Genomic DNA, 14098 nt, shown 5'->3' on the forward strand with positions numbered 1-14098 from the left:
ATGAAGCGCCTCCTGATCGCCGCGGCCGCCGCGCTCATCGCCTCCCCCGCCCTGGCGGCCCAGGTGGTGACGCTGAAGGCCGAGCCCGTCGACACCGACGGCATGATCACCCTCTCCGACCTGTTCGACGGCGCCGGCGCGGCCGGCAAGACGCCGGTGGCGGCCAGGCCAGGCGCCTCCACCGTGCTGGACGCGCTGGCCGTGCAGGGCATGGCCCGGCGCGCAGGGCTGGACTGGGCCAACGCCGAGGGCTTCCGCCGGATCGTGGTGCGCGGCGAGGCGAGCGCGACGGTCGCCAGCCCCACCGCGCGCGGCAATGTCGAGGTGCTGACCTACGCCCGCAGCCTGTCGGCCGGCGAGATCGTGCAGCCGCAGGACCTGGTCTGGGGCAAGGCCGCCGCCGCTCCCGCCGATGCGCCGAACGACGCCGAGGCGATCATCGGCCTGGCCGCCAAGCGCCCGCTGCGCGCCGGGACGAGCGTCTCGGCCCGCGACGTCTCGGCTCCGCAGGTCATCAAGTCCGGCGACCTGATCACCGTCATCTACGAGGACGGCGGCATCTCGCTGTCCCTGCAGGGCAAGGCCATGGCCGCCGCCGGCCTCGGCGACACCCTGCCGGTCCTGAACACCACTTCCAAGAAACTCATCCAGGCCGTCGCCAGCGGCCCGGGACAGGCGCTGGTCGGCCCCGCCGCCGACCAGCTCAAGGCCCTGCCCCGCACTCAGTACGCGCTTCGTTAGGGAACCCCGCCCATGCGCCTTACGCTTCTCGCCGTTCTCGCCCTGGCCCCGCTGGCCGCCTGCTCGACCGTCAGGGACGCGGTGGTCGGGCCCGAGCTCGCGCCGGCCGGCTATCCAGCCACGCTGATGGGCCACGACCAACCGACCTTCACCTCCGCGCGCGAGCCGCCACCCAGCGCCGCCTCGGCCAACTCGCTGTGGCGCTCGGGCGCCCGCGCCTTCTTCATCGACCAGCGCGCCAACCGGGTCGGCGACATCCTGACCGTCCAGATCGACATCGACGACAGCGCCCAGACCCGGAACGCCTCGACCAGCAGCCGCACGGCCGGGATGAGCGCCGGGGTCGACAACTTCTTCGGCCTGGAAGCCAGCCTCGGCAAATTCTTCCCAGGCGGATACGATCCGTCGAACATGATCAACACCAACTCGGCCTCGAACAACGCCGGGGCCGGCGCGGTGAACCGCTCGGAGAAGATCTCCCTGACCGTCGCCGCGGTGGTCACCAACGTGCTGCCGAACGGCAACATGGTGATCCAGGGCACCCAGGAGGTGCGCACAAACGCCGAGGTGCGGCAGCTGACCGTGGCCGGCATCGTGCGGCCCGAGGATATCTCCTCCGCCAACGTCATCCGGCACACCCAGATCGCCGAGGCGCGCATCAACTACGGCGGCCGCGGCGACATCAGCCGCGTGCAGAAGGTGCCGGCCGGCCAGTCGCTGGTGGAGCGCTTCCAACCGTTCTGATGGATCGTTGAGTGGCGGGCGGCGTTCCCAAATCGAAGGGAGCCCGCTCATGCGCCGCCGCGCCATTCTTGGAATCAGCCTGTCCTGCCTGCTGGCCGCCTGCGCGCACAAGAGCGACGAGGGTTCCGGGGCGATGGCTTGGTCGCTCCACAACGCCGAGGGCGAAGGCGTCAAGCTCGCCTACGGTCAGCCGGCCAGCGACAACGTCGTGCTGATGATGACCTGCCAGCCGCGGTCCGGTCAGGTGCTGGTCTCGCTCACCGCTCCGGCCGGCGAAGCGCCGAAAACAATCGAGATCTCTTCGAAGCGCCAGACCAGCCGCCTGCCTGGGCAGCTCGTGCCCGGCCCAGGCGACGGCGGCATGATCGAGGCCACCGCCCCCGTATCGAACGCTGCATTGCAAAGCTTCGCCCGGACCGGCGACATCGCCCTCGCCGATGAGCGCGGATCTCAGGAGTTGCCAGTCAACCGGGTCGAACGGCTGGCGGTTTCCGACTTTTTCGAGCAGTGCGCCGCCTAGAGCCGTGGCGATCAGGATGCTAGCTTGGCCGGCATGAAGTTCGCCGCCGCGCTTGCGATCGCCTTTCTCGCCACCGCCGCCAACGCCCAGGACACCCGCGTCTGGGCCGTCGAAACCCCCAAGGAGGCCGACGCCTGGCTGCGTTTCGGGACGCCGGACACCGACGATCAGCCGATCGCCTTCAGCTGCGCGCGCGGTTCAGGCCAGGTGAAGGTGGTCGCGGCGATCGGCAAGAAGCTCGGCGTGCGCCAGGCCGGGGAAGTCTGGTTCGACCGGGCCGGACTGCGCGCGCCCTGGCCGCTCGGCGTCAACCTGGCCTCCAAGGACAGTTCCGCCACCCTGCGCGGGCAAGGCCATGCCGACGTGATCGGCGGTGGCACGCTGGTTCTTTCTGAATTCTCGACCCGCGCGCCGGTAGCCGCGGCCTTCCGCAAGAGCGGAGCGATCCGCCTGACCGCAGCCGGAGAAACGCTGGAGCCGCCCCCCGCGCCTAAGGGCGCGGTGCGCAAGTTCCTTGGCGCCTGCAAGTAGGGGCGCCCGCAAGTAGGGCCTAGGCCCGGCGGCCCGTCGCCGAGACGTTGTCGACCCCCAGCGCCGCCAGGGCTCCAGCCATGATCCCCTCGGCGTCCAGGCCGGCCTGGGCGTACATCGCTTCGGGCTTGTCCTGGTCCTGGAAAATATCGGGCAGCACCAGGGTGCGGACCTTGAGGCCGCGGTCGAGCGCGCCGTGCTGGGCCAGGGCCTGGAGCACGAAGGAGCCGAAGCCGCCCATCGCGCCCTCTTCCACGGTGATCAGCGCCTCGTGGTTGCGGGCGAGATTCAGGATCAGATCGATGTCGAGCGGCTTGGCGAAGCGGGCGTCGGCGACGGTGGCCGACAAGCCGCGGGCGGCCAGCAGGTCCGCCGCCTTCAGGCTTTCGGTGAGGCGGGTGCCGAACGACAGGATGGCGACGGCCGAGCCTTCGCGGACGATGCGGCCCTTGCCGATCTCCAGCGGCTCGGCGAGGTCGGGGATCGCCGCGCCGGTACCCTCGCCGCGCGGATAGCGGAAGGCCGAGGGGCGGTCGTCGATGAACGCGGCGGTGGCGATCATCCGGGCCAGTTCGGCCTCGTCGGCGGCGGCCATCAGCACCATGCCGGGCAGCGCGCCCATGAACCCGATGTCGAACGAGCCGGCATGGGTCGCGCCGTCTGCGCCGACCAGACCGGCGCGGTCCATGGCGAAGCGTACGGGCAGGCCCTGGATCGCCACGTCGTGGACCACCTGATCGTAGCCGCGCTGCAGGAAGGTCGAATAGATCGCGCAGAACGGCTTCATCCCGTCGGCGGCCAGGCCCGCGGCGAAGGTCACCGCATGCTGCTCGGCGATGCCGACGTCGAACATCCGCTCCGGGAAGCGTTTGGCGAACAGGTCCAGGCCCGTGCCGGAATCCATCGCCGCGGTGATGGCGATGATCTTCTCGTCGCGCTCTGCCTGCTTGATCAGCTCCTGCGCGAAGACCTTGGTGTAGGTCGGCGCGACCGGCTGGGCCTTGGCCTGCTGGCCGGTGACGACGTCGAACTTGGCCACCGCGTGCAGCTTGTCGGCGGCGCTCTCGGCCGGGGCGTAGCCCTTGCCCTTCTGGGTGACCACGTGGACCAGGACCGGCTTGTCCTTGATCTCGCGGACGTTCTTCAGGACCGGCACCAGGGCGTCGAGGTCGTGACCGTCGATCGGCCCGACATAGTAGAAGCCCAGCTCTTCGAAGAGCGTGCCGCCAGTGACCATGCCGCGAGCGTATTCCTCGGCCTTGCGGGCCGCTTCCTGCAGCGGCTTGGGCAGCACCTTGGCCACCGACTTGCCGAGATTGCGCAGGGACTGGTAGCCGCCGCCGGAGACGACGCGGGCGAGATAGGCGCTCATCCCGCCGACCGGGGGGGCGATCGACATGTCGTTGTCGTTGAGGATGACGGTGAGTTGGCCGCTGGTGCAGTGGCTGGCGTTATTCATCGCCTCATAGGCCATGCCGGCGCTCATCGAGCCGTCGCCGATCACCGCCACCACGCTGTTGGACTTGCCGGCCGCGTCGCGCGCCGCGGCGAAGCCCAGCGCCGCCGAGATCGAGGTCGCCGCGTGGGCCGCGCCGAAGGGGTCGTATTCGCTCTCGCTGCGCTTGGTGAAGCCCGAGAGGCCGCCGCCCTGACGCAGGGTGCGGATCCGGTCGCGACGGCCGGTGAGGATCTTGTGCGGATAGGCCTGATGACCGACGTCCCAGATCAGGATGTCGTCCGGCGTCTCGTAGACGTGGTGCAGCGCCACCGTGAGTTCGACCACGCCCAGCCCGGCGCCGAAGTGCCCGCCGGTCTCGGAAACCACGTCGATCATTTCAGCGCGCAGCTCATCGGCAAGCTGGCGAAGCTCAGCCGAATTGAACCCACGCATGTCGCGGGGATACGAAACCTTGTCGAGAAGCGGCGTAATTGGCGGCATATTCTTCGTGTTCTTCACTAGTTCCGGCGATCTAGCACGAAATCGACGCTAGCCCGTAGGAAATCCGCCCGCGGACCGAACGGGTCCAGGTGGGCTTTGGTCTGTTCGGCCAGCAGGGCCAGGCGCTCGCGCGCCGCGTCGGCGCCCAGCAAGGTGACGTAGTTGGCCTTGCCCCTTTCGGCGTCCTTGCCGGCCTTCTTGCCCATCTCGGCGCTGTCGCCGTCGACGTCGAGCAGGTCGTCGACGATCTGATAGGCCAGGCCGATGTCCTGGGCGAAGGCCATCAGCGCGTGACGCTCGGCCTCGCCGGCATGGGCCATGATCAGCGGCAGTTCGAAGGAGACGGCGATCAGCGCTCCGGTCTTCAGCCGCTGCATCCGCGCCACCGCGCCGAGGTCGTCGTCGCGCACGCCGAGCATGTCGATCATCTGCCCGCCGCACATGCCCTTGGCCCCAGAGGCCTGGGCCAGGCGCAGCACCATGTCCGCGCGCACGGCGCCGTCGTGGTGGGTGTCTGGATCGGCGAGGATCTCGAAGGCCACGGTCTGCAGCGCGTCGCCGGCCAGCACGGCGGTGGCCTCGTCATAGGCCTTGTGCACGGTAGGCCTGCCGCGGCGCATGTCGTCGTCGTCCATGCACGGCAGATCGTCGTGAATCAGGCTGTAGGCCTGGATGCACTCCAGGGCGCAGGCCGCGCGCAGCACCGGGCGATCGTCCAGATCGAACATCCGGCCGGTCTCGATGGCGAAGAAGGTGCGCAGGCGCTTGCCCGGGCCCAGCGCCGCATAGCGCATGGCCTCGGTCAGACGCTGCTCGGGCCCCTCCGCGCGCGGCAGGAGCGCGTCCAGCGCCACCGTCACGAGGTCGGCGACCTCGGCCACGCGCTTGGCTAGCGACATCTCAATTGAACTCGGCGGGTTCGACGCCGGCCTGACCGTTCTGTCCGACCACGATCTTCTCGACCCGCAGGCGCGCAGCTTCCAGCCGCTTTTCGCAGTGGGCCTTCAGCTTGGCTCCACGCTCGTAGAGTTCGATGGATTGCTCCAGCGGCGCCTGACCCGACTCGAGCTGGCCGACGATGCGTTCCAGCTCGGCCAGGGCCTGCTCGAAAGAAAGCGCGTCAATGTCGGCGGCGTCGGCCATGGGGAAATCCTCGAGAAGCGAGCAAGTTAGAGACGGGCGCCCGGCCCCGCAACGTCTAGGGACCGATCAGGTCCGTTCGTAACGTCTGGTCGACCAGTACTTCCAGCCCTGGTTCGCGGTGAGGCGCCAGCCTCGTCGGCGCAAGGCGCGGCCGACCATGAAGTTGAAGAACCCGTGCGCCAGGACCACCACGTCCTCGCCGCTCTCGGCCAGGTCGATGATCATGTCGGCGGCCCGGTCGGCGCGGGCCTCGGCCTCACGCCTCGTCTCCTGCCCCTCATGGTGGTTGAAGAACCACCACCAGAAGCGGGCGAGGAAACCCCAGAGCTTGGGGGACATTCGAACGAAAGTCGGCCAGTTCGGGGGCGGCAGCGGCGCCTCGACGAACAGCGGGGTGCGCGAGAACTCGCGGCCCGCCGCCAGCGCCAGGGCGCTCTCGATCGAACGGTTGCGGACGGACGAGATGATCACCCCGGCCCGCGCGGTTTGATCAATCAGCTGGTGCGGCGGCTTCTGGCCCGGCCGGATGCCGAGCTGCTCGTAGCGGCTCCAATAGTCACGATAGCCATGCGCGTTCAGCATCACCCTGCGGTGGATGTCCGGCTCGCCATGTCGCGCAAGGACGATCGCCCCAGGGCGCGCGGCGTCAGATCTCGGAAGGTCGGCGGTCAAAGCGTCGGCCATGTCATCAAGAGGTCCGGATTCGCGCAACCCAGCCTCGCCCTTCACCCCAGCGAGAGAGCCCGAACATGCGCGAACGCCGATCGGCCTAGAGCCTCAAGGTCGTACCCGCCCTCGAGCGAGGACACAACCCGCCCGCGGCTATGGGTCCGGGCCACGCTCATGATGGCTCGGGTGGCCCAGTCGAAGTCCTCGGCCTCAAGCTGCTGGCTGGAATCCCCGATGGGATCGCGGGCGTGGGCGTCGAAGCCGGCCGAGACGATGATCAGGTCCGGGGCGAAGGCGTCCACATGCCGCATCAGGCCGTCGAACTCCTTGCGCCACGCCTCGCGCGGGGCGCCCGGCGGCACCACCGCGTTCTTGATATTGTCGGGCACGCTCTCGGAGGGATGGCCGGTCCCCGGCCACATCGGCCACTGCTGCACGGACGCGAAGAACAGGTCCTCCTGCCCGCCCAGCACCGCCTGGGTGCCGTTGCCGTGGTGGACGTCGAAGTCGACCACCGCCACCCGCCGCAGGCCGGCCAGTTGAGCCGCCCGCGCCGCAACCGCCACATTGGAGAAGATGCAGAATCCCATGGGCAGGGCCGGCTCGGCATGATGGCCGGGCGGGCGCACCGCGCAGAACGCCCGCTCATGCTGCCCTGCAGCCACATCGCGCACCGCCTGGACCACGCCGCCCGCCGCGCGCAGGGCCGCAGTCAGGCTGCCGGGCGACATGTAGGTGTCTTCGTCCAGCTTCAGCAGGCCGCGCTCGGGCGCGGCGTCGTGGATCGCCTCCACGTAGGCGCCGCGATGGGCGAGCTGCAGATCGGCCTGGCTGATCAGCGGCGCCTCGCGCCGGTCGAGCCCCAGATCGCTGTCGTCCAGAGCCCCCAGCACCGCGCTCAGGCGTTCCGGCCGCTCGTAGTGCGCATCACCCGGGCGATGGCCGAGCATGTCGAGATGAGTGTAGAGGGCCAGGTCCATTGGAATCGCAGACTAACTCGTCGAGCGCCGAAGCCGAATGCAGCAACCCACTATACGCCGTGCAAACCTGGAAGACGCCCAGGTTTTGGCCGATCTCGGCGCCCTGACCTTCAGCGACACCTTCGCTCACCTCTACCCGCCGCAGGACCTCGCCGATTTCCTGGCGCAGGCCTACAGCCTGGAGCGCACGCAGGCCGATCTCGCCGATCCGGCCAAGGCGAGCTGGCTGGTCGAGGCTGATGGCGTGGCGGTCGGCTACGCCCTGGCCGGTCCTAGCGAGCTGCCCCATCCTGAGGTCACGCCGCAGAGCGGCGAGCTGAAGCGCTTCTACCTGCTGAAATCGTGTCAAGGCGGCGGCCTTGGCGGGCGGCTGTTCGCCGAGGTGATGGCCTGGCTGGAACGCGATGGACCACGCGATCTCTGGATCGGGGTTTGGTCCGAGAACTTCGGCGCCCAGCGATTCTACGCCCGCCACGGCTTCGAGAAGGTCGGCGAGTACGGCTTCCGGGTCGGCGGGACCGTCGACCACGAGTTCATTTTACGGCGTGCCGCGCACGATCACTCCATTCAGGCGTGAATTTGCGACGAACCCTTGCCAGTTTCGCTGAATTCCTGGCCCCGCTTAGAGAATTATTGCTGCGAATTAACGCCGCGGTCTTTGACGGTGAAGCCGGCTTTTGCCAGTTTGCGCTCAATCATCGACCTAGCTGACAGGCGACGGGTGGGATGCTGAAGATCGGTTATGTCCGACTGCGCGACGCGTGGTCGGCCGAAGACACTGCGACCTTGAAATCGATCGGTTGCCATGTCGTGCGCGCCGAGGAGCCGGACAGCCCTTCGGGCGACGGATCGGTCGTTCTTGGCTCAATTCTGGATTTTATCGCCGAGGGCGACCAGCTGGTCGTCACCCGCCTGAGCCAACTGGGCGCGTCCAGCCACGACCTGCTGGAAGTGATCGACCGGCTCGAGGCCCGCGGCGCCAACCTGTTCGTCGCTGACGCCGACATCAGCAGCCAGGGAGAGGGCGGCCGCGCCCTGCGCGCTGCGCTGGCCGCCGTGGCCTGCATCGAGCCGGCCTGGGCCAATCGCCGGCGCAAGGGCGCCCCGGCCGAGGACATCCGCGCCCTGCAGGCGGCCGGCGTCGGCCCCGTGGAGATCGCCCGCCGATTGGGCGTTTCGCGCATGACCGTCTGGCGCAAGCTTCGCGAGGCCGCCGGCTAGGGCGCCCCGCGATGGGCCCTTGCGATCGATACGTTATAATATTACATCATCCCTCGCCGTGACGGTTGCGGCCGACCACGGAGGGATTCTTGAAGCCTGCCCCCAGTTCCCTCCTGGACGCCTCGGCCATCAGCCTGTCCGGCCTCTGCCTGGCCCACTGCCTGGCCCTCCCCCTTGTCGCCGCCTTCTCCCCCCTCGTGGCGACCTGGGCGGAGGCCGAGTGGGTGCATGGCGTCGCCATCGGGCTGGCCGCGCCGCTGTCGATCCTGGCTCTGTGGCCTCGCCGCGAGGCTCCGACCATCGCCTTGGCGCTGGCTGGGTTGGTCCTGCTGGCCATGGGCGCCTTGCATTGGCCCTCCCACGACCTCGAAACCTCGATCACCGTGGGCGGCAGCCTGCTGCTGGCCGGCGCGCATCTGCTGAACTGGCGCCGGCGCGGCCACGCCCACTGATCGCCTGATTGCGGCCCACCGCAGCGGCTGCGACGACAACGGTCCATGTCGAACGCAAGGCATGCTGGACAACGGCGGTCGGCGGCTCCATCTTTCGAAGTCAAACGTCTGTTCGTCTCCCCACGGGATATCCGCCCCATGTTCATGCGCTTTTTCACCGAGCTGCGCGAAGCCAAGGTTCCGGTGACGCTGAAAGAGTACCTCATGCTCATGGAGGCGCTCGACAAGGTGGTGATCGACCGGTCGGTCGAGGACTTCTATTTCCTGTCGCGCTCGGCCCTGGTGAAGGACGAGAAGAACCTCGACAAGTTCGACCAGGTCTTCAGCCACGTCTTCAAGGGCCTGGAAAAGACCCAGGGCCTGGGCGCGGCCGATATCCCCGCCGAATGGCTGAAGCGCATTTCCGACAAGTTCCTCACCGACGAGGAAAAGGCCCAGATCGAGGCCATGGGCGGCTTCGACAAGCTGATGGAAGCCCTCGCCGAACAGATGCGCAAGCAGCGCGAAGAAGGCGACGGCGACGGTGAGGGCAAGGGCCAGAACGGCCAGAAGGGCGACGGCAGCTCGCCGTTCGGCGCCAATGGCTATCATCCCGAAGGCATCCGCATCGGCCAGGACAAGGGCCGTCACGGCAAGGCCGTGAAGGTCTGGGACAAGCGCGAGTACAAGAACCTCGACGACAGCGTCGAACTCGGCACCCGCAACATCAAGGTCGCCCTGCGCCGGCTGCGCAAATGGGTCCGCGACGGCGCCGCCGACGAACTGGACATGTCGGGCACCATCAAGGGCACGGCCGAGAAGGGCTATCTGGACATCCAGATGCGTCCGGAACGCCGCAACAAGATCAGCGTGCTGATCTTCTTCGACATCGGCGGCTCGATGGATAGCCATATCAAGATCTGCGAGGAACTGTTCTCCGCCGCCCGCTCCGAGTTCAAGAACATGGAGTTCTACTACTTCCACAACTGCCTCTATGAGAGCGTGTGGAAGGACAACCGGCGCCGTCACGCCGAGAAGCTGAACACCTGGGACATCCTCCACAAGTACTCCAGCGACTACAAAGTGCTCTTCGTCGGCGACGCGACCATGAGCCCCTACGAAATCACCTATCCGGGCGGCTCGGTCGAGCACTGGAACGAGGAAGCCGGCGCCATCTGGATGGACCGCGTCGCGCAGATCTACGAACACGTGGTCTGGCTGAACCCGACGGCCGAGCGCCACTGGGACTACACCCCCTCGATCGAGGTGATGAAGCAGCTGGTCAACGACCGCATGTTCCCGCTGACCATCGAAGGCCTGGACAAGGCGATGCGCGAACTCGCGCGCTAAGCCGCCTCGCGGTTTGCAGGCCACCTGTTACGGTGGTGTGACGCTTGAGAGATTCGCCCGTGGACGCCGCCAAGGCCAACGAGACTGAAGAGACCAACGAGGCCGCCACCAAGGCCGCGGTGTTCTGCGCCGCCGAGCGGCTTTTCGCGCTGCACGGTTTCCAGAACGTCTCGGTGCGCGACATCACCGCCGACGCCGGCGTGAACCTCGCCTCGGTGAACTATCACTTCGGCTCCAAGGACGCCCTGCTGTTCGAGATCTTCCGTCGTCGGACGGCGGAGCTGAACCGCGAACGCGCGCGGATGCTGCACGAGGCCAACGACCGCCACCAGGGCGCCCCGCCCGTGCGCGAGATTCTCGAGGCGCTGTTCGCGCCGCCGCTGCGCTGGGGTTCGCCTGAGAACGACCGCCGCATCTCGATCCAGTTCATCATCCGCTCGCGCAGCGAGGGGACCGAGGACATGCGCGAGGCGCTGTCCAAGGACGTCAGCCACCTGGCCCGATTCGCCGAAGCGCTGATCAAGGCGCGCCCGGACCTGCCGGCCGAGACCGTCTACTGGCGGCTGCACTTCTGCCTGGGCATGGTGCACAACAACCGCTTCGCCGAGTTCGACCGCCTGCACGTGCTTTCGGACGGGGCGACGCGGGAGGGCGACACAGAGGCCCTGCTCAAGCGCATGCTCGACTTCGCCGAAGCCGGCTTCCTCGCCTAGAGCAGTCAGGCGGCCCGCCGCCTCGCCAGGTAGCGTGACCGCCGCATGGACCTGATCGATCCTTTCGCCCTCGCCACGCCGCGCCTGGCTACCCGCCTGAAGAGCGGCGAGCCGCACCAGGTGTTCTCCGGCTTCCTGTTCCACGTCGAGGCCGACCGCTACATCATCCTCACCGCTCTGCACTGCCTGCTGCGGCCCAACCTGCCCTACTTCAGGAACCGCGGCGCGGAGGGGACCTGGGCGGAGACCTTCGGCCACGACCTCGACTGCCCGGCGCTCGACATCAGCGTGCCGCTCTACGATGCGGACACGCCCCGCTTCCGCTGGCACCAGGATCCGCACAACGCCTCGATCGATGTCGCCGGGGTCCCCGTCCGCCTGCCCTCGCGGCCGCAGGCGATCAACTGGACCGGACGGTTCGGCGACTACGACGTGGTCGAGCAGGCCCTGCCGCTGACCAGCGGCACGGCCGGCATGATCTACGGCTACCCCGGCGGGGCGTCGATTCTCGGCAGCGCTCCTATCGCCCGCGGCTTCACCCTGGCCTCCGACTACCGGATCAACCCGTTCGCCTTCTATGTGGACGGCATCGGCGGTGCGGGCTGCTCCGGCGGGCCGGTCGCCCTGCGGGCCGAACGCGGCGACCGCACCCTGATGCAGTGGATCGGCATCTATGTCGCCACCCAGGACGCCGAGCGCCTGGGCCGCTGCATTCCCCGGCCCCAGGTGATGGAGTTGGTCGACGCCATGGTCGCCGAACCGACGCTCTGGGATTGACAATGGCGGCCGATCCGAGCGCAGAGGCCGCGCCACACCCCGCTGAGTGACGTAAGGGCGCCCGACGGCTCTTCCCCCGTCCCGTCAGACTCTGATAGGACGGTCGGCATAATTTAAGCCGTTAAAAATTTAGGGAGTCGCCCGCGCGACCCATTTTGCGATCCGCGCGCGGGCGGGACGCTGTTGGAAACAAATTTCAAAGATCCGGACGACGGTCAGGCCGCGTCCGAAAGCGTTGTCGTCGAGCAGACCCTGGCGGAAAAGGAAGCCGCCTACGAGAAGTTCGTCTGGGACAATCTCAAGCGTAACTACATAGGCAACTACCTGCACGGCATGCTCGGCATGACCGGCTTCCGGCTGATCAACGCGCCGACATTCCTGCCCGCCTACCTGCACATGATCTCGGGCTCGAACACCATCGTCGGGCTGGGCCTGGCCCTGCAGCAGGTCGGCAGCGTGATCTCGCCGATCTTCGGCGCAACCCAGATCGAACACCGCACCAAGGTCATGCCGGCCGCCGTCTGGATGGGCGGTCTCGCCCGCGTCCAGATCGTGGGCATGGCGCTGGCCGGCTGGTTCCTGTCGGGCCAGACGCTGATCGTCACCATGATGGCGCTGATGTTCCTGTTCGGGCTGTTCATGGGCACCCAGCGGGTGGTGTTCGGCCTGCTGATGGCCAAGGTCATTCCGATCAGCCGCCGCGGTCGCCTGCAAGCCTGGCGCAACGCTACCGGCGGCCTGATCGCCGCCGCCCTGGCCTGGGCCGCGGGCAAGTATCTGATCCAGGGCAACGTCCTAGGCAACGGCTACGCCACAACCTTCGGCCTGGCTGCATTCCTGACCACCTTGGGCCTCTGGGCGCTGCAGGTCCTGCTGCGCGAGCCCGAGCCGCCGAACCTCCCGGCCCAGGCCAGGTTCCGCGACCGCCTGAAGGACTTCCCCGCGCTGATCATGTCGGACCCGGGCTACGCCTGGTTCCTGGTCGTTCAGATGGTGGCCACAGCCGGCCGCATCGCTACGCCGTTCTACATCATCTACGTCTCGTCCTCGATGGAGCTCGACGGCAAGACGCTGGGCCTGCTCAGTCTCGCCTACCTCGGCGCGGACACGCTCTCGAACCTGGTCTGGGGCTATCTGGGCGACAAGACCGGGTTCCGCCTGGTGCTGCTGTTCTCGCTGATCGCCTGGATCGGCGCGACCACGCTGCTGATGCTCAACCACGCGCCGTGGGGGATCTTCCTGGCCTTCTTCGGCCTCGGCGCGGCGCAGTCCGGCTACATGATGGCCGCCCAGACCATGATCCTGGAATTCGGGTCGCGAGCCGAGATGCCGATGCGCATCGCGATCTCTTCGACCGCCGAGGGCATCATGGCGTCGCTCGGCCCGCTGGTCGGCGGCTTCGTCGCCGACCACTACGGCTACAGCTACGTGTTCGGGGCCTCGATCGGCTTCCTGGTGCTCGGCCTGCTCGTCGTGCTGACCGTCGTCAAGGAACCCCGCACCGCACGGATGGCCTCGCTATAGCGGCGTGCTAGACCCATGAGCATGAAGCCCGAGAAGGAACCAGAGGTCGTCGACCTCGCCGAGCATCGCAAGACCCTCAAGGCGCGCGAGGCGGCCGCCAAGGCCGCCCGCGACAAGGCGACCCGCCAGGCCAAGAGCGGCGGGTCGATGCTGGGCGGGCGGCGCCACGCCGGCCTGATCCTGGTCGCCGTCGTCCTGGTCCTGTTGGCGATGTTCGTCCTGCCGAGATTTCTCTAGCGAGCGTGTCACAGACGGGCGGGGTCCTCCGTCCTATGCTCAAAGCCGCCAGACGGCCCAAGCATCGGAAGAGGACCTCCCCATGTCTGCCCGCATCAATCCCTACGCCGCCGCCCCCGAGATCATCGCCGCCATGGTGGCGTTCGAGAACGCCGTGGTCTCTTCGGGTCTCGAGCACAGCCTGATCGAGCTGGTGAAAACCCGCGCCTCGCAGATCAACGGCTGCGCCTTCTGCATCCACATGCACACCCAGGACGCCCGCGCGCACGGCGAGACCGAAGAGCGGCTGCACATGCTCGCCGCCTGGTGGGAGACTTCGCTCTTCACGCCCCGCGAGAAGGCGGCCCTGACCTGGACCGACTCCCTGACCCTGGTCGCCCAGACCCGCGCCCCGGACGCCGACTACGCGACCATGCGCGAACACTTCGACGAGCCCGAGGCGGTGAAGCTCACCATGCTGATCGGCGCGATCAACGTCTGGAACCGCATGGCCGTCGGCCTCCGCTCCCAGCATCCCCGCAAGTGGTCGACTGAGAAGGCGGCGGCCTAAGGGCGATGCAAGATGCTCCCCCGGGAGG

The 14098-nt window shown here is 67.9% G+C and carries 18 protein-coding genes; 13 read left to right on the plus strand and 5 right to left on the minus strand.

What is annotated here, in order from left to right:
• Genes flgA through AC1DQJ_RS09600 form a run of 4 tightly spaced genes read left to right on the plus strand, consistent with a single transcriptional unit; the run spans window position 1 to window position 2536 of the window.
• Window positions 1-741, plus strand: coding sequence for a flagellar basal body P-ring formation chaperone FlgA (flgA, locus tag AC1DQJ_RS09585; protein ID WP_477602590.1), 741 nt, complete (start codon window positions 1-3; stop codon window positions 739-741).
• A 12-nt stretch (window positions 742-753) separates the two neighbouring features.
• A complete protein-coding gene (gene flgH / locus AC1DQJ_RS09590) occupies window positions 754-1485 on the plus strand; it encodes a flagellar basal body L-ring protein FlgH (protein WP_477602592.1) in 732 nt (243 codons plus the stop codon).
• Between the two features lie 49 nt (window positions 1486-1534).
• Window positions 1535-2005, plus strand: coding sequence for a hypothetical protein (locus AC1DQJ_RS09595; RefSeq protein WP_477602594.1), 471 nt, complete (start codon window positions 1535-1537; stop codon window positions 2003-2005).
• A gap of 24 nt (window positions 2006-2029) precedes the next feature.
• Window positions 2030-2536, plus strand: coding sequence for a hypothetical protein (locus AC1DQJ_RS09600; protein ID WP_477602596.1), 507 nt, complete (start codon window positions 2030-2032; stop codon window positions 2534-2536).
• Window positions 2537-2555: 19 nt separating this feature from the next.
• Here AC1DQJ_RS09600 and dxs read toward each other — a convergent pair whose 3' ends face one another.
• From dxs to AC1DQJ_RS09625, 5 genes are all read right to left on the minus strand, one after another.
• Window positions 2556-4475, minus strand: a complete 1920-nt coding sequence (gene dxs, locus AC1DQJ_RS09605; RefSeq protein WP_477602714.1) for a 1-deoxy-D-xylulose-5-phosphate synthase — start codon at window positions 4473-4475, stop codon at window positions 2556-2558.
• Between the two features lie 17 nt (window positions 4476-4492).
• Window positions 4493-5374, minus strand: a complete 882-nt coding sequence (locus tag AC1DQJ_RS09610) for a polyprenyl synthetase family protein (RefSeq protein WP_477602598.1) — start codon at window positions 5372-5374, stop codon at window positions 4493-4495.
• 1 nt (window position 5375) lies between these two features.
• A complete protein-coding gene (locus AC1DQJ_RS09615; RefSeq protein ID WP_477602600.1) occupies window positions 5376-5618 on the minus strand; it encodes an exodeoxyribonuclease VII small subunit in 243 nt (80 codons plus the stop codon).
• 66 nt (window positions 5619-5684) lie between these two features.
• Complete coding sequence (locus AC1DQJ_RS09620; protein ID WP_477602602.1) at window positions 5685-6302, minus strand: histidine phosphatase family protein; 618 nt, start codon at window positions 6300-6302, stop codon at window positions 5685-5687.
• A 41-nt stretch (window positions 6303-6343) separates the two neighbouring features.
• Window positions 6344-7267: a histone deacetylase family protein gene (locus AC1DQJ_RS09625; protein ID WP_477602604.1), complete on the minus strand. Its 924-nt coding sequence runs from the start codon at window positions 7265-7267 to the stop codon at window positions 6344-6346.
• A 37-nt stretch (window positions 7268-7304) separates the two neighbouring features.
• Here AC1DQJ_RS09625 and AC1DQJ_RS09630 point away from each other — a divergent pair, with 37 nt between their 5' ends.
• From AC1DQJ_RS09630 to AC1DQJ_RS09670, 9 genes are all read left to right on the plus strand, one after another.
• Window positions 7305-7844 carry an N-acetyltransferase family protein gene (locus AC1DQJ_RS09630; RefSeq protein WP_477602606.1) on the plus strand — a complete coding sequence of 180 codons (540 nt, stop codon included), beginning with the start codon at window positions 7305-7307 and terminating at the stop codon, window positions 7842-7844.
• 149 nt (window positions 7845-7993) lie between these two features.
• Window positions 7994-8488, plus strand: coding sequence for a recombinase family protein (locus AC1DQJ_RS09635; RefSeq protein WP_477602608.1), 495 nt, complete (start codon window positions 7994-7996; stop codon window positions 8486-8488).
• A gap of 89 nt (window positions 8489-8577) precedes the next feature.
• Complete coding sequence (locus AC1DQJ_RS09640; protein ID WP_477602610.1) at window positions 8578-8940, plus strand: MerC domain-containing protein; 363 nt, start codon at window positions 8578-8580, stop codon at window positions 8938-8940.
• A 138-nt stretch (window positions 8941-9078) separates the two neighbouring features.
• Window positions 9079-10269, plus strand: coding sequence for a vWA domain-containing protein (locus AC1DQJ_RS09645; protein ID WP_477602612.1), 1191 nt, complete (start codon window positions 9079-9081; stop codon window positions 10267-10269).
• 59 nt (window positions 10270-10328) lie between these two features.
• The gene (locus tag AC1DQJ_RS09650; RefSeq protein ID WP_477602613.1) at window positions 10329-10982 is read left to right on the plus strand and encodes a TetR/AcrR family transcriptional regulator; all 654 of its coding nucleotides are present in this window, start codon (window positions 10329-10331) and stop codon (window positions 10980-10982) included.
• A 45-nt stretch (window positions 10983-11027) separates the two neighbouring features.
• Window positions 11028-11759 (plus strand): hypothetical protein, encoded by a 732-nt coding sequence (locus AC1DQJ_RS09655; RefSeq protein ID WP_477602615.1) that lies wholly within the window; start codon window positions 11028-11030, stop codon window positions 11757-11759.
• Between the two features lie 183 nt (window positions 11760-11942).
• Window positions 11943-13283, plus strand: coding sequence for an MFS transporter (locus tag AC1DQJ_RS09660; protein ID WP_477602617.1), 1341 nt, complete (start codon window positions 11943-11945; stop codon window positions 13281-13283).
• 15 nt (window positions 13284-13298) lie between these two features.
• A complete protein-coding gene (locus AC1DQJ_RS09665; RefSeq protein ID WP_477602619.1) occupies window positions 13299-13520 on the plus strand; it encodes a hypothetical protein in 222 nt (73 codons plus the stop codon).
• An 82-nt stretch (window positions 13521-13602) separates the two neighbouring features.
• Window positions 13603-14070 carry a carboxymuconolactone decarboxylase family protein gene (locus AC1DQJ_RS09670; RefSeq protein WP_477602621.1) on the plus strand — a complete coding sequence of 156 codons (468 nt, stop codon included), beginning with the start codon at window positions 13603-13605 and terminating at the stop codon, window positions 14068-14070.
• Window positions 14071-14098 lie beyond the last annotated feature (28 nt).

It is taken from the genome of Phenylobacterium sp. P4_E10, from assembly GCF_056401675.1.

Bases quoted from the DNA above. Each gene is read 5' to 3' on its own strand.
- flgA (WP_477602590.1), top strand. From the start codon at position 1: ATGAAGCGCCTCCTGATCGCCGCGGCCGCCGCGCTCATCGCCTCCCCC.
- flgH (WP_477602592.1), top strand. From the start codon at position 754: ATGCGCCTTACGCTTCTCGCCGTTCTCGCCCTGGCCCCGCTGGCCGCC.
- AC1DQJ_RS09595 (WP_477602594.1), top strand. From the start codon at position 1,535: ATGCGCCGCCGCGCCATTCTTGGAATCAGCCTGTCCTGCCTGCTGGCC.
- dxs (WP_477602714.1), bottom strand. From the start codon at position 4,475: ATGCCGCCAATTACGCCGCTTCTCGACAAGGTTTCGTATCCCCGCGAC.
- AC1DQJ_RS09610 (WP_477602598.1), bottom strand. From the start codon at position 5,374: ATGTCGCTAGCCAAGCGCGTGGCCGAGGTCGCCGACCTCGTGACGGTG.
- AC1DQJ_RS09615 (WP_477602600.1), bottom strand. From the start codon at position 5,618: ATGGCCGACGCCGCCGACATTGACGCGCTTTCTTTCGAGCAGGCCCTG.
- AC1DQJ_RS09620 (WP_477602602.1), bottom strand. From the start codon at position 6,302: ATGGCCGACGCTTTGACCGCCGACCTTCCGAGATCTGACGCCGCGCGC.
- AC1DQJ_RS09625 (WP_477602604.1), bottom strand. From the start codon at position 7,267: ATGGACCTGGCCCTCTACACTCATCTCGACATGCTCGGCCATCGCCCG.
- AC1DQJ_RS09630 (WP_477602606.1), top strand. From the start codon at position 7,305: ATGCAGCAACCCACTATACGCCGTGCAAACCTGGAAGACGCCCAGGTT.
- AC1DQJ_RS09635 (WP_477602608.1), top strand. From the start codon at position 7,994: ATGCTGAAGATCGGTTATGTCCGACTGCGCGACGCGTGGTCGGCCGAA.
- AC1DQJ_RS09645 (WP_477602612.1), top strand. From the start codon at position 9,079: ATGTTCATGCGCTTTTTCACCGAGCTGCGCGAAGCCAAGGTTCCGGTG.
- AC1DQJ_RS09655 (WP_477602615.1), top strand. From the start codon at position 11,028: ATGGACCTGATCGATCCTTTCGCCCTCGCCACGCCGCGCCTGGCTACC.
- AC1DQJ_RS09665 (WP_477602619.1), top strand. From the start codon at position 13,299: ATGAGCATGAAGCCCGAGAAGGAACCAGAGGTCGTCGACCTCGCCGAG.
- AC1DQJ_RS09670 (WP_477602621.1), top strand. From the start codon at position 13,603: ATGTCTGCCCGCATCAATCCCTACGCCGCCGCCCCCGAGATCATCGCC.